This is a genomic window from Spartinivicinus marinus, from assembly GCF_026309355.1.
GTDB lineage: Bacteria > Pseudomonadota > Gammaproteobacteria > Pseudomonadales > Zooshikellaceae > Spartinivicinus > Spartinivicinus marinus.
Genome location: NZ_JAPJZK010000001.1, coordinates 5,679,879 through 5,694,675, shown reverse-complemented (window position 1 = coordinate 5,694,675; position 14,797 = coordinate 5,679,879). Strand labels below are relative to the sequence as shown.

The window sequence follows — 14,797 nt, the reverse complement described above, 5'->3', positions numbered from 1 at the left end:
GGGTGAAGAGAGACGGAAACAGAGCCTAAAAATCATTCGCGAAGAGTATAACGAATTTTACCGTTTATTGGGCACTCCGAGGGTAGCAAAATACTGTTGTTGCAACTGTTCGATGACATTTATCGTCTGTTCATTTTTATCGCTTGTAACAGAGCCTCTTATATTGTTAGCCACTGTCATACCTGCCGTGATATTGACGGTATAATCCTCTACTTCACCATAATTAAACGAGCCACATGACTCAGGAACCGCGTTATAACGCATCACTACTCGTAATCGGGTTTTACCCAGTGAGGCACTTGAAGGAATTGATAAATTCCCATTAACAGTGGATGACTTTGCATAATTAGAACTAAAGACTTCTTCGCCACTGTCTTCAAAATCACCATCTTTATTTAAATCTATCCAAATTTTCCAATATTCATTATATTTTATACCACTAAACGCGGGTTTTAACTGAACTTTAGCCTTTCCTTTGGCGAGATTAACCACTTTAGTTGTGAAATCAGAGTATCGCTTAGCACCAGAGCTATTCTTAAAATCAGCTATGCGTACCATACCAACCCACTCATCACTGGCATTATTACTGCTCGCCTCACAATACTCTACTGTTGGATCTGGGTTACTGATGGCATCCCAGTCAGGTTTAACAACAAACAGGCCATAACCAATATCACTCATGATAATATTGCCACTGGCAAAATAAATATAATTACTCCAGGTACCCGAAAACTGTGCGCTATTTGAACCAGGGATAGTATCAAAATAGGCTACTTCTGACAGCTTGCCGGCTGTAATATCCTGTGCACTAAGAATACGGAGCCCTGCGCGATAATTGGTTTCAAAGACATAGTTATTATGGGTATAAAGGTTATGATCAATAGCCGCCGTAGGCCCTACATAACGACCAATTTCTATGGGGTTATCCAAAACACTTACATCATAAATATACGAAGTGGTATTAATTCCATTACGCTTTTCATCTAGCTCATCATTCATTATCAAAATATTATGGCTATCATTCAAAAACCAGCCCTGATGAGTATATTGAGCGCCTTGATAAGGGGTTCTCGACAACTGTTTTGGGTTCGACTTACTGGTTACATCTACAATGGTAATGGTATCTTCATTATACCCTACACAAATTTCTCTGCCAAAATACCGTGCATCCTGTCCCTTATAAATCACACACTGGGTATCATGAGTATAGCCATCCGCGGAAAAACAGCCCGCATAGCGTGGTTTAACTGGGTTAGAAATATTAACCATATATAAACCACCACTACACTGGTTACTACCTACAATATAGGCGTAACCAGTATCTTCATTAATAGCAATATTATGGGCATTACCAAAGCCACCTAAGTGGGCTGTTTCTTTAAGAGTTTGGCCTGGGGACGGCAAGTGTCGTAAGGTACTTAAATCAAACACTTGCAAACCATGGGTTTTATTGCCACTACCATCTGCAACAATAAAAGCATGATCATTGTAAGTTTTAATATCACGCCAAGAATCAGAACCATTATCATGGGAAGGTAAAAACCCAAGAAAAACTGGATTAACCGGGTCAGTAATATCTACAAATGAGGTGCCATTGGTTCTCCCCACAATCGCGATTTCAGCCCCTGTTACGGGGTCAGTATAGCCCCATATATCATTTAAATTGGCCGTTCCACCACCCATATTTTCCTTTGCTAAAAAGGAGTGTAAATCAATATTTTTACAGGGGTATCCGCTAGCACTACCATCGACACAGCGAGTAGTTGCTTGATCTAGCAATAGCTGGGGTTGTTCTCCTTCATTGCTATCATCAAATTTAAATCCATCTGGAAACATTGCACTATGGCCAAAACCAAGCAAAGGAAAACTTAGTCCAGTCAGCAGTAATGCAAATCTACCGGTATATATCACTCTTTTCATCGCAACTCTCCTTGTCGCTTTAATATACATAAAAACTGCAAAAACTCGCTTGTAAATTAGAGCTTTCAAATAGACTAAGAGATAGTTTCCTCTCCTGCATTAGCAATGACCTTCCATAGCCACTTATAAAAAACAACTCAATCTTATATTATACCCTTTCCGCTGGGTATAATATAAACCAAAAGGAACTAACAATATGATACTAGCAAATTAAAATAGGAAAGTCCTCATAACATTTGTCAATTAATCTTTCAGCGACAATCGCCAATTTCAGGGTAAAATGATGAAACAGTAGAGTTAGATGCTATTGAATCTATAGGTAATCTTGGCGAGGCTTTATTATAACAAAAATAAGTTATATTATTTAAACTAATATGTCATCAAGCATTAATAAAATCTAATATAATTAGTTATTTATCGTTGTATATTGTTTCAACTCAAGGCGATTGAACAACCTGACAGTCATCTGTGATTGTCTTATTACTTTGTACATTTTTAGAGATATAGTAGTCTATGTTTTTTTTAACCAGCTTTTCGACTACACCCTTTGCTTTTAGTTTTTCGAGAGCACTTTCCAACATAGGCATAATATCTTTATATTTTGATTTTTTTGAAATAGCCATATAAAGATACTCTGTATTTAGTGGTTTTTCCAAAGGCACTATTTTTCCTAAAAAACCATACTTGGCTAGCTGAATAGGCGCTGTATATAGCCCAGATGCAAAAAAATCAATCCTTCCTTTACAAAGTTTCATATAGTTATAATGCGACTCCCTAACTCTTTCAGTGATCAGATACTGGTCAAAATAGCTGTCTATTTTCTCTCCTAGGCTGCCTCCAATCACTCGTCCCACAGTTTTTCCTTTTAAGTTATCAATAGACTCAAATTCAAACTCTTTGCCTTTCCAAACAAAGATAGCATTGGCATCCTTTGCTAACGGTACCTTAGAATATACAGCATACTCTTCTCTGGCTGTTGTTTTATATGCAGCAACCAGCAAATCTGTCTTTCCAAGTTTAATATTGGCTAAACAGCGCTTCCATGGACCTCTATAATCATTATTAATTGTTATACCATGCTCCTTGAAAATAACTTTCGCAACATCAGTTCCTACTCCTACAATCTTGTTTTGCTCCAGCCACATAAAGGGAGCATAACTTTGGTGACCACACACATATAAGGTTTCCGTGATAGCCTGGTGGCTATACAAAAGAAAAGCAAGTATGGCTGCGGATTTTTTCATGTTGTTTATGATCAACTCAGCTTGTACTGCTGCTCTTTCCTTTACGATGTTGACTATATTATAGACAAATAGCTGTTACTGGCTTTTTATTGCTTTAAGGGCACCACTAGTGGTGCGTCTTAAAGTGGTACCTTCACTTACCGATGACGCATTCGTTAGCTTCTATCAGGCTTAGGTGTTTTAACCGTTTCAGGTGGTAAGACTGGATAGATAATTTGGGGTTGTTTACCCGTTAACGTTTTCAAAAAAGCCACTATTTTTTCTGTTTCAGGTACTGAAAGTTTGAGTCCTAACTGGTATTCAGCCATCACATTCACCGCTTCTCTTAAACTCCAGACACTACCATCATGAAAGTAAGGGGCTGTTAGCTCAATATTTCGTAGTAATGGCACTTTAAAAACATATTTATCTGCTTCTTGTTTAGTAACATTATATCTTCCCAAATTTTCTTCATCCTTTGAATAAGTCTTGACTAGACCAAATTTCTGATAGGTATTCCCCCCTACCCCAACGCCATTATGGCAACTGACACAGCCTTTTACTTTAAATAACGCATACCCTTCTTTTTCCACTTGGGTAATTGCTTTTTCATTTCCCAGTAGCCATTGATCAAAACGAGAGTTAGGTGTAACCAATGTTTCTTCAAATGTAGCAATGGCATCCGTCACTTCATTAATGGTTATTTTCTTTACACCATACACTTGCTCAAACAGGCTCTGATAACTTGGAATAGACTGTAATGTCGCTACCGCTAACTGATGACTAGAAGCCATCTCACCAGGATTGGCAATAGGGCCAGCCGCCTGTTCTTGTAAGTCTTTTGCACGCCCATCCCAAAACTGAGCAAGATTAAACTTCGCATTAAGTACCGTGGGCGAATTAATAGGACCAAGTTGCCATTGATGACCAATGGAACTAGGTAAGTTGTCATCACCTCCCATCGCTAAATTGTGACATGAATTACAGCTCAACCAACCCGATTTCGAAAGCCTTGGATCAAAGAATAACTTCTTCCCCAACTCAACTTTCTGTTTGTCGTACTTCATATCAGCTGGTATAGGCTTAATTGGCTCATTATATCGCTTAGAGGCTGATACAGGGACTGTATTGGCCAATGTTAAAACGACGGATATTATTGTTAAAAAACCAGTTTTTATCATCAGGCAATTCCTTTTTTAATAAGACTGTTTTACACAGCTTTGTTATTATTTATTTTACATACTGACAGAGTCAGTTTTTCAGTGAGCTTGTACCCCTCCTGCCCCCTTGGGAAAACGAATACTTTCAACCATATCTTGAACATGTTGTGGTGAATCAAGAGTCAATCGATTAACAATTAAAGCCACGGAAAAATTCAGCAACATCCCTAAGGTACCTATTCCTTCAGGTGAAATACCCAATAACCAATGGTCAGCCGTATTCGCGGATGGGTTTAAAAACTTAAAATAAACTATATAAGCGGCCGTAAATATTATCCCCGTTAACATACCACAGATAGCACCTTCTTTATTCATTTTCTTAAAAAAGATGCCCATGACAATAGCTGGAAAAAAAGAGGAGGCAGCCAAACCAAACGCAAACGCAACAACTTGAGCAACAAACCCCGGGGGGTTAATACCTAAATAACCCGCGATTCCTATAGCTACAGCGGCTGCAATTCTCGCGTAGCGTAATTCTTGTTTATCACTAATACCTGGCATTAAGTTTCTTTTCAATAAATCATGGGAAACTGACGTTGATATTACCAATAACAAACCTGCTGAAGTCGATAATGCCGCTGCAATTGCACCCGCAGCCACTAACGCAATTACCCATGCTGGTAAGTTAGCAATTTCAGGGTTTGCCAAAACCATAATATCACGGTCGATAGACATTTCATTACGCTCATCACCGGAATAGAACATACGACCATCTTCGTTCTTATCAGTCCAAGTGATTAAGCCTGTTTGCTGCCAATTTTCAACCCAGCTTGGAGTATCTTCATATAAAGTACCCTGCCCGTCAGGTCCATTAATGGTACTAATCATATTCACTCTGGCAAAGGTCGCAACCGCAGGTGCAGTGGTATACAAAAGTGCTATAAATAATAAAGCCCAACCAGCAGACTTTCTTGCATCACGTACTTTAGGAACAGTAAAAAAGCGGACGATAACATGAGGTAAGCCCGCGGTACCCACCATTAGCGCAGCTGTAATAAAAAACACATCAATCATGCTTTTATTACCCTGGGTATATTCTGAAAATCCAAGCTCAGTAGATAACCCATCGAGCTTATCAAGTAAATAAATACCCGAGCCGTCAGCTAACATATCACCAAAACCAAGTTGAGGAATAGGGTTATTGGTCATTAAAATCGATATAAAAACAGCGGGCACCAAATAAGCAAATATCAGTACACAATATTGGGCTACTTGCGTATAGGTAATACCTTTCATGCCACCTAAAATGGCATAAAAAAACACCACAGCCATACCAATAAACACACCACTGATAATGTCTACTTCTAAAAAGCGAGAGAATACAACGCCTACCCCACGCATTTGTCCTGCAATATAGGTAAAGGAAATAAATATTGCACAAACAACCGCAACTGTCCGTGCGGCCTGAGAATAGTAACGATCACCAATAAAGTCGGGAACCGTAAATTTACTGAATTTGCGTAAGTACGGCGCTAAACACAAGGCTAACAGTACATAGCCACCCGTCCACCCCATCAAATAAACGGTACCATCATATCCCATAAACGAAATGAGCCCTGCCATCGAAATAAATGAAGCAGCTGACATCCAGTCAGCTGCAGTCGCCATTCCATTGGCAACAGGATGAACACCACCACCAGCAATATAAAAGTCACTTGTTGATCCAGCCTTGGCCCAAATAGCAATGCCTATATAAAGCGCAAAGGAAGTACCCACAAACAAAAAAGTTAACGTTTGAATATCCATAACAATCTCTAGTCTTCTTGTACGTTATATTTACGATCAAGCTTGTTCATTTTTCCTACATAGACAAAAATTAACCCAATGAAGACGTAAATAGCACCCTGCTGAGAAAACCAAAAGCCCAATTTAAATCCACCTATTTGAATTGCGTTCAACACCTCTACAAATAAAATACCGCAACCAAAAGACACCACAAACCATATCGTCAACAATTTCAGCATTAAGTGAATATTCTCTTTCCAATATGCCTTGGCTTTTTCTTTATTTTCAAAGGCCATTATTTTATCTCCTTAGCCATTAAATACAGTTAGTTATCACTTATTATTTTTAATATAAAGGGTAAGCCTAATAATGCCTGGTAAAATCACTAAGGTATAGACTGCTAATGTATATTAGAAAACACAAAAATTTATCGTACAAGAACTCAATATAGGCAAGCCTTATCGACTCTTTTTCAGGTGTAAAATTAAGGAAGATAAGAAACCTAAATGGTCATCCATTTTAGGTTTCTGGGGAATGATGACTGACCTATAGCCAAAGCGAATGGCTTTTAGGGGCAGCCGTCGAGCGACGAGGCCCCATGAGCCTATAAATAATAGGTGATTGGGGTGAGGAGTGATGACAACAAACCCTAAAAGTCATTCGTGAAGGGTATAGCCCTTATATACTCTTAAGATATTCAATTAGCTGCCACCGCTGCTCCTCAGTTAATGGTGGCAGTTTCGTACCGTCCATCTGCGGCGTTTTCCCAGCTGCATATTCATGGCCACTATTCTTATTGCCTGCTATAAAAGTTTTAAACTCTGTACCTTGATATCCAGTGTATTTAAAGCCGACTTTTTTCGGATCAAATTCTCGACTGCCCACCATAAAGCTATCAGGCCGATATTTTCCATCCTCAGGATCGTTCGGTTGTTTTTTTGGTAATAATAAATCATATAGGCTAGGTACTGAGCCATTGTGCAAATAAGGTGCCGTTGCCCAAATGCCATTCAGTGATCGAGCTTTATAAGATAACAGTGATTGATAAGGCTTTGCTGTAGTATCTGGCTGATAGTTTCCTGCTTTAACACTTGCTTTTATAGTATTATCAAAAAATGACATACCTAATGTATATACCCAGTCTAACCAGCGCCGTAAGAAAATCTTATCAGGATCTGGTGTTGCAACCACACCCGTGGTGACGGCTGTTAGAATTTGCACAACAGGTGCTGTTTGGGCAACAATCACATCCCCAACATCTGTCCCTTGATAGATGTGTTTAAAATTACCTGCATTACCAATATAATTTACGCTGTTACTCGCCATCGCAATGTCAGTACCCACCAAATCAATACTGGACATTTTAGCCACCATTAAACGATCCCAAGCCGCACGATCTATGAGTTCATGGCAGCTTTGACAATACTGCGCATAAATCAACCGTCCTTTTTCCACTTGTTGTGGATCAAGTTTGCCGAATATATGTTCTGGCCACTTTGGAGACTGCAAACTTCTTAACTGGTTTTCTAAGCGTTTCAAATTAGTTAAATTAATTGATGATTTAAAATCGACTTGCTTCTTTTTATTACTTTGTCCTGAAAGCCATGCCGCCAGACTGAAACTAGGCTCTTTTTCCTCCCAGTCTAAAATCCCAAATACCCCTATCACTTCACCCGTATTACGACCCAATGGACCAAGCCCCGCATTGCTTGCCAAACCATTCCACTGAACAAAATCTGATTGAGGGATATCCCATAAAAAAGGATAACTCACTGGCGCATTTGGCTCATTAAAGAGTGCATTTCGTACACGCAATAAATCTCTGAAACTTAAAGCAGGATAGCCTGGCTCTTTTGACGCTAATCGACGAATAATGGTTGCAAACTGTTCATCATCAATAATGGTTTCGTTAATACCATCTAATACTTTATCTATTTCTTCTTTGGCCAGAAATTGCCGATGAGAAGGCCTTTTTAACAGGGTTAGTACATCCCTAACCTGGGATTTATTCTGTACATGCTGCAACACCCGGTTATAAATGCGTCCGAAAGCATCTAACCGAGCATAACCATAGTTAACATGACTATAGTTTAAAATATTATATAGTGTGATATTGTCATTCCACCTGAGTAAATCTTGCTTAACCTGTTGCCTATCAGTGTAGTTATTATCCAGGGCAATCACATTGTTGGCAAAACGTTCAAATTTATTCGGATCATCCAGCGTTGCTTCCATTGCTTTTTGCAGTGAAGTAAGCAGCCCCACCATATCAGCCATGGAAGGACCACCATCAATCCGAATGGCCTTACCCTGATAATTCACCTGACCGGTATGACAAGCAGCACATGTAAACCCCATATAGTCATGGCCTTGATAAGTATCTTTAACAAAACCAACAGGCAGTCCATCTGGGTTAAAAAAGGTAGGTTTTTGTGGTAAATAACGAAACTTGTCAATATTGCTGGTTGCCCGGAATAATGCTTGTGAATCAACCTGTTCTAAAACCAAGAAAAAATCATAGGGTAATAACCCTGAACCTTGAGTTGTATTATAAAACCATAAACTGTCTGCTTCTGACCATCCTTGCTCAAGGTAAATAGGTGTTTTATAACTTTCGCCAAATGCGCCATTGTCAACAGCAACTGCTCCCCGCTCAGGATCATCATCCCAGTGCTGATATGCTTTTCCAATAATTAAAGCTACCACCATAGTAACAGCAATTACGGCTATCACTTTACTAGCAAGATGTAGCTTTTTTTTAATAAATTTCCACAGAGTCAATAGAAAGTGATGTATGAGCATTTTTATTATTTTCCAGACATCAGGCTAAATTAACAGACTTAACAGCAGTGACTGAAAAACCAGCCGCTGCTGTCATTTGATATAAAGCTTAAGCAACCACACCGATGGTAGAGCGGACATCTTCAAGCTGCCCAATGTATTCTCTCAATGCATTGATATTTTCGTCATACGCACTTTCTTGGCCAATTTCAACCCCTTTATTTCTTACAAAAGGTTTAAACTGAATATTACGATCGGCAAAGAAGTTATTAAAATTATCTGGCTGGAGGCTATCACCATTTAAGCCAATAGCCCAAAAATTATTTTTATAGTTTTCCAGTTCAGAAATTGTTTTATTAGTAGCAGAAACTTCTGACTCTACGATAGCAAGCGCATATTTTTTAACTTCATTAATATTATTAGTATACGCAGTTGAGTTGCCAATACTTACTCCTTTATTTTGTACATAGTAATTAAAAGCTAAATCACGATTATCAAAGTATGTTAAAAAATTGTCAGGCTGAAAAGTGTCACCATTTAAACCTATAGCCCAATTTTTAGATTGATACTCTTGAAGTCTATTGATAGTGCTTTTTGCTTCTTGTAACTCCTGAACAACATTCGTATTGACTTTAGGTAATGACATGTTACTAACTCCTTTTAGTTTCTTGGTCAATTGTGGTGTTTTAACATTACAAAGACCCTACTTATTTATCGTCTCAATAATGCCACTATTACCATAGACGAGTTCCATATACTTTGCCTCATTGCTAACTGACAGGGTCTAGCCATTAAAGAATTAAACGCTGTCAATAGATGTTTACAAGTTAACTGGCAAAAACGGTCAATTTAAGCATCCACCAAAAGGTTGTCATTAAACCTTCAAAATCAGACTTGATTAGCACCATAATAAAGCATTATATTACCTAAAAACTACGGAAAGCAGTGTGCCAAATGTTATATGGCCCAGTTTGTTGATTGAAACAGACTACTGAAAGCGAGTGCTGCAATAAGAAACAGGGAAGTAATAATAAACTAATAATATGCCCAAGATAATAAAGTTTCTGCTTGATGACACCGTGCAGACAGTCGAAAACATAAACCCTAATACCACGGTACTTAACTATTTGCGTCACTATTTAAACCGTTGCGGAACCAAAGAAGGCTGTGGCTCTGGGGACTGCGGAGCCTGTACCGTTGTGGTAGGTGAACTAGTCGGTGAAACACTTCATTATAAGTCTATTAATGCTTGCATTACTTTTCTTGCCAGCTTACATGGTAAACAATTAGTTACCGTTGAAAGTTTACAAGCGACCAACCAGCTTCATCCCGTACAGCAGGCTATAGTTGACTTTCACGGCTCCCAATGTGGTTTTTGCACCCCCGGTTTTGTAATGTCCTTGTATGCACTGGCAAAAAATTATCCTGTACCTTCCAAAACGCAAATATTCACTGCGTTATCAGGCAATCTATGCCGATGTACGGGCTATCGGGCCATTGTGAATGCAGCAGCCCATGTGGCTAAGTTCCCTCCACCTCAAGCCAGTGACCAACAATCCGCTTCTATTGTTGCCCAATTAAAATCAATAAACACAGATCAAATCACGAGTTTAACGGATGGGCACAATCAGTATTTTGCTCCTCGCTCCATTCGACAACTGATAGATCTTCTACAACATTACCCTGATGCCCGATTACTAGTAGGAGGTACAGACCTAGCGTTGTTAGTTACTCAACAACAGCAGCAGTTTAATACGCTTATTAACCTTGGAAATGTTGCTGAACTCACCACTATCAAAGAAACCGTCGATACTGTAATCATTGGCTCAGCTGTCACTTACAACCATTGTTTTCAACTATTGGAAAAACAATACCCAGAAATAACTAAAATGTTGGAACGGCTTGGCTCACAGCAAATTCGTAATCAAGGAAGCATTGGCGGTAATATTGGCAATGCCTCTCCCATTGGTGATATGCCACCCGTGCTCATTGCCGTTGGTGCTTGCCTGACCTTACGCCAGGCAAATAGTAGTCGCCAGATTGCGATTGCTGATTACTTCCTCGATTATAAGGTGACTGATTTACAACCCGGTGAATTTATTCAAGCTATTCACATCCCAAAGGCCAAGCCTGGCTATCAATTAAAAATATATAAAATATCGAAGCGCTTCGATGATGACATTTCAGCGATATTGGGTGCTTTTTATATAAAATTGAAAGACAACCAGATAAAAGATATTCATATTGCTTTTGGAGGAATGGCTGCAATTCCCAAGCGGGCCAGCCATTGTGAAACTGCATTGCTTCATCAACCATGGACGGCTCAAACCATTACCGCAGCAACAGCAACATTAACCCAGGATTTTAAACCTCTAAGTGATGTTAGAGCATCAGCAAACTATCGCATGCAAGTCGCTCAAAATCTGTTATGGAAGTGCTTTTTAGAAGTGAGTAACCCTTCTTCTATTATCAGGATAACAGATTATGCGTAAACTAACTGAACTTGATATGACTCAAGTAACTTCTCCTATTAAAGGAGCAGTTGGGCAAGCGGAAAAACATGAAAGTGCCCATAAGCATGTCACTGGTGAAGCGATATATGTTGATGACCAAATCAGTGCAGCAAATCAACTTCATGCAGCGGTTGGTAAAAGTCAAATTGCTCACGGCAAAATAAAGTCAATGGATTTAACGGCTGTCTATGCAGCCGAGGGAGTGGTTGCAGTGGCAACTGCCAGTGATGTACCCGGCCAATTAGATATTGGCCCCGTATATCCAGGTGATAAACTGTTGGTTGATGACACTATCGAGTTTTATGGACAACCCCTGTTTGCCGTAGCCGCCCTCTCCCATCAACAAGCCTTACAAGCTGCTCAATTAGCCCTGGTTGAATACGAACCGCTACCAGCCATTCTCGATATTACCGATGCATTAAAACAACAAAGCTTCGTCCGCCCGCCCCACATCATGAAAAGAAATAATGCTACCGAAGCTATTGCCAATGCTCCACATAACATAACTGGTCGTATAGTGATTGGAGGACAAGAACACTTTTATTTAGAGGGCCAAGTCGCTAACGCTATCCCTACAGAAGATGACGGAATGCTAATACTGACGTCTAGTCAACATCCATCAGAAGTGCAAAAACTGGTGGCTGAAATATTGGGGATTCCTTTTAACTTAGTCACCGTGGATATGCGCAGAATGGGGGGAGGCTTTGGAGGCAAAGAAACTCAAGCGGCCCCTTGGGCTTGTTTAGCTGCTTTGTTAGCCAAAATAACTCAACAGCCTGTAAAACTTCGTTTAAATCGGGGCGATGATATGATTATGACAGGCAAACGCCACCCCTTTGACAATAATTATCATATAGGCTTTGACCACCAAGGACGCATTTTAGGTGCTGAAATTACCATAAATGGTGACTGTGGTTACTCCCCCGATTTATCCGATGCTATTGTCGACCGTGCGATGTTCCATGCAGATAATGCTTATTATCTTGATCAAGTCAAAATTATTGGTAACCGCTGTAAGACACATAAAGTATCTAATACCGCCTTTCGTGGGTTTGGCGGCCCTCAAGGCATGATCACCATTGAAGCGGCAATTGACGATATTGCCCGCTACTTAGGTAAAGACCCATTAAGCATTCGTAAAATGAATTTTTATGACGGCTATTGCAAAACAAGGACTTCATCTACGGAAGGCTTTCATAAAACATCACTTACTGAGGGCGCTAATTATATAAAACCTGCTGAAGGCTTTCATATAAAACAACCCGCTGAAGGCTCTCGACACACCACCCCCTATTATCAGGTGGTGGAGCAGAATGTTATTCCTGAGCTGGTTAATCAGCTAGAACAAAGTGCCGATTACCAGCAGCGTCGTAAGCAAATCGTTGCTTTTAACCAACAAAATGAAGTTCTAAAAAAAGGGCTATCATTAACCCCCGTCAAGTTTGGTATTTCCTTTACTGTACAACACCTGAATCAAGCAGGAGCCTTAGTACATGTGTATACCGATGGCAGCATTCATTTAAACCATGGTGGTACCGAAATGGGGCAAGGTCTGTTGACCAAAGTGGCTCAAATTGTTGCAGAAGAGTTCCAGGTGGACATTGATACCATTTGCGTGTCAGCCACCCGAACAGATAAAGTCCCAAATACTTCGCCAACTGCCGCTTCTTCTAGCACTGACCTTAACGGTAAAGCAGCACAAAATGCAGCACAAATTATTAAAAAGCGTTTAATTGAATTTGTCGCTCAACATTTTACAATTGAACCAACAGAGGTTGTTTTTATCAATAACCACGTCAGATTTGGTGAAAACACCCTCAATTTTGCTGAGCTAGTACAGCTTGCTTATCGTAATCGAGTTTCACTGTCAGCCACGGGTTATTATCGCACCCCAAAAATTCATTACGACCGCAATAAAGCTGCGGGTCGACCTTTTTTTTACTTCGCCAGTGGTGCAGCCGTCTCAGAGGTGTTGATTGATACCCTCACAGGTGAATATAAAGTATTGAGAGTGGATATTTTGCATGATGTGGGTAAGTCCCTTAATCCAGCTATTGATATTGGCCAAATTGAAGGTGGCTTTATCCAAGGAATGGGCTGGCTGACAACAGAAGAACTGGTATGGAATAGCCAAGGACAATTAATGACTACCGGCCCTGCCACATACAAAATTCCAGCCATTAGTGATTCACCCCTCGACTTTCGTGTAAAACTGTTTGAAAGCACTAATCAAGAAGCCACAATTTACCACTCTAAAGCGGTAGGAGAACCGCCTTTTATGCTGGCTATTTCTGTTTGGTCAGCTATTCGAGATGCCATTTCCAGTTTATCTGGTTACACCATTAGCCCCCAACTACACACACCTGCAACACCAGAGCGTGTCTTACAAGCTGTTGAGTTAATCCAAACCGCAAGCAAAGCAGGTCGTTAATGAGCATGAACTGGGTAGAGGCCGTTAATCAACTTAATACATCAGGTGATGCTTTTGTGTTAGTAACACTATTAGCGACCCGCGGTTCTACACCAAGAGATTCTGGCACAAAAATGGTAGTCAGTGTCAATACAACATACGATACGATTGGTGGTGGTCATTTGGAATATCAGATTATTGCCACTGCACAAAAAATGTTGGCAGAACAACAACCTCAGCAACACCTAGCGTATTTTCCTTTAGGCCCTTCCCTGGGACAATGTTGCGGAGGCAGCACTATCGTATTGTTTGAACAATTCAGTGCCCGCCAAGTGAGTATTATGTTATTTGGTGCTGGTCATGTGGGAAAGGCTTTAATTTCAATTTTAGGTGAACTACCTTGTCAGGTTAGCTGGGTGGATAGTCGGCCTGATCAATTTCCGTTAGCTACTCCTAATAATGTTAAAACAATTACTAGCAAATATCCGGCAGATGAAGTCCACCTTATGCCTGCAAACAGTTATTTTTTGGTGATGACTCACAGCCATCAATTAGACTACGACATTTGTGAGACCATTTTAAAGCGTAACCATTTTAGTTATTTAGGCCTGATTGGTTCAACATCAAAATGGCGACGCTTTAAACAGCGCTTAACCCACAAAAAATTTGATGACAACATCATCAGTCGTATTCAGTGCCCAGTGGGACTGAATGAAGTGCCGGGTAAACGCCCCATGGAAGTGGCGGTTTCCATTGCAGGTGAAATTATCAACCATTATCAACAACACCAATCGAACAATGATAAACAGCAAGAAAAGCAACAAGGAATCCAGTGGCAGCAATTAAAGTCATTAGTAACAGAAGTTACAGCTAAAGGTTAGATGAAGAATACAGAACCTTATGAGGCATGGATGCCGATTAGAGCATCCAGGGATGGACTTGCTGCGTGTTCTGTATCCTTCATCTAGCCCTATACAAATAACTCATAAAATAAAACCTTATGTT

General features: G+C 40.0%; 10 protein-coding genes. 3 read left to right on the top strand and 7 right to left on the bottom strand.

All coding sequences use genetic code 11. The features are described from left to right. Positions 1-57: 57 nt before the first annotated feature. From OQE68_RS25370 to OQE68_RS25340, 7 genes are all read right to left on the bottom strand, one after another. Positions 58-1,920 (bottom strand): choice-of-anchor B family protein, encoded by a 1,863-nt coding sequence (locus OQE68_RS25370; protein WP_180567131.1) that lies wholly within the window; start codon positions 1,918-1,920, stop codon positions 58-60. Positions 1,921-2,357: 437 nt separating this feature from the next. Next, positions 2,358-3,164: a substrate-binding periplasmic protein gene (locus OQE68_RS25365; protein WP_180567130.1), complete on the bottom strand. Its 807-nt coding sequence runs from the start codon at positions 3,162-3,164 to the stop codon at positions 2,358-2,360. A gap of 155 nt (positions 3,165-3,319) precedes the next feature. Further along, positions 3,320-4,324, bottom strand: coding sequence for a cytochrome-c peroxidase (locus OQE68_RS25360; protein WP_180567129.1), 1,005 nt, complete (start codon positions 4,322-4,324; stop codon positions 3,320-3,322). 78 nt (positions 4,325-4,402) lie between these two features. Further along, the gene (locus OQE68_RS25355) at positions 4,403-6,109 is read right to left on the bottom strand and encodes a sodium:solute symporter family protein (RefSeq protein ID WP_180567128.1); all 1,707 of its coding nucleotides are present in this window, start codon (positions 6,107-6,109) and stop codon (positions 4,403-4,405) included. Between the two features lie 8 nt (positions 6,110-6,117). Continuing rightward, positions 6,118-6,384, bottom strand: a complete 267-nt coding sequence (locus OQE68_RS25350) for a DUF4212 domain-containing protein (protein ID WP_180567127.1) — start codon at positions 6,382-6,384, stop codon at positions 6,118-6,120. 382 nt (positions 6,385-6,766) lie between these two features. Further along, positions 6,767-8,890, bottom strand: coding sequence for a di-heme-cytochrome C peroxidase (locus OQE68_RS25345; RefSeq protein WP_219339927.1), 2,124 nt, complete (start codon positions 8,888-8,890; stop codon positions 6,767-6,769). An 88-nt stretch (positions 8,891-8,978) separates the two neighbouring features. Beyond that, on the bottom strand, positions 8,979-9,515 hold the full coding sequence (locus OQE68_RS25340) for a hypothetical protein (RefSeq protein WP_180567126.1): 537 nt from the start codon (positions 9,513-9,515) through the stop codon (positions 8,979-8,981). A gap of 397 nt (positions 9,516-9,912) precedes the next feature. Here OQE68_RS25340 and xdhA point away from each other — a divergent pair, with 397 nt between their 5' ends. The 3 genes from xdhA to xdhC are packed head-to-tail and all read left to right on the top strand — an operon-like array spanning position 9,913 to position 14,673. After that, entirely contained in the window at positions 9,913-11,361 is a 1,449-nt protein-coding gene (xdhA, locus tag OQE68_RS25335) for a xanthine dehydrogenase small subunit (protein ID WP_219339926.1), read from the top strand. Beyond that, positions 11,354-13,813: a xanthine dehydrogenase molybdopterin binding subunit gene (xdhB, locus tag OQE68_RS25330; protein ID WP_180567125.1), complete on the top strand. Its 2,460-nt coding sequence runs from the start codon at positions 11,354-11,356 to the stop codon at positions 13,811-13,813. The genes xdhA and xdhB overlap by 8 nt, the downstream gene beginning before the upstream one ends. Beyond that, positions 13,813-14,673, top strand: coding sequence for a xanthine dehydrogenase accessory protein XdhC (xdhC, locus tag OQE68_RS25325; protein WP_180567124.1), 861 nt, complete (start codon positions 13,813-13,815; stop codon positions 14,671-14,673). Before xdhB ends, xdhC begins: the two co-directional genes overlap by 1 nt. Positions 14,674-14,797: the final 124 nt, after the last annotated feature.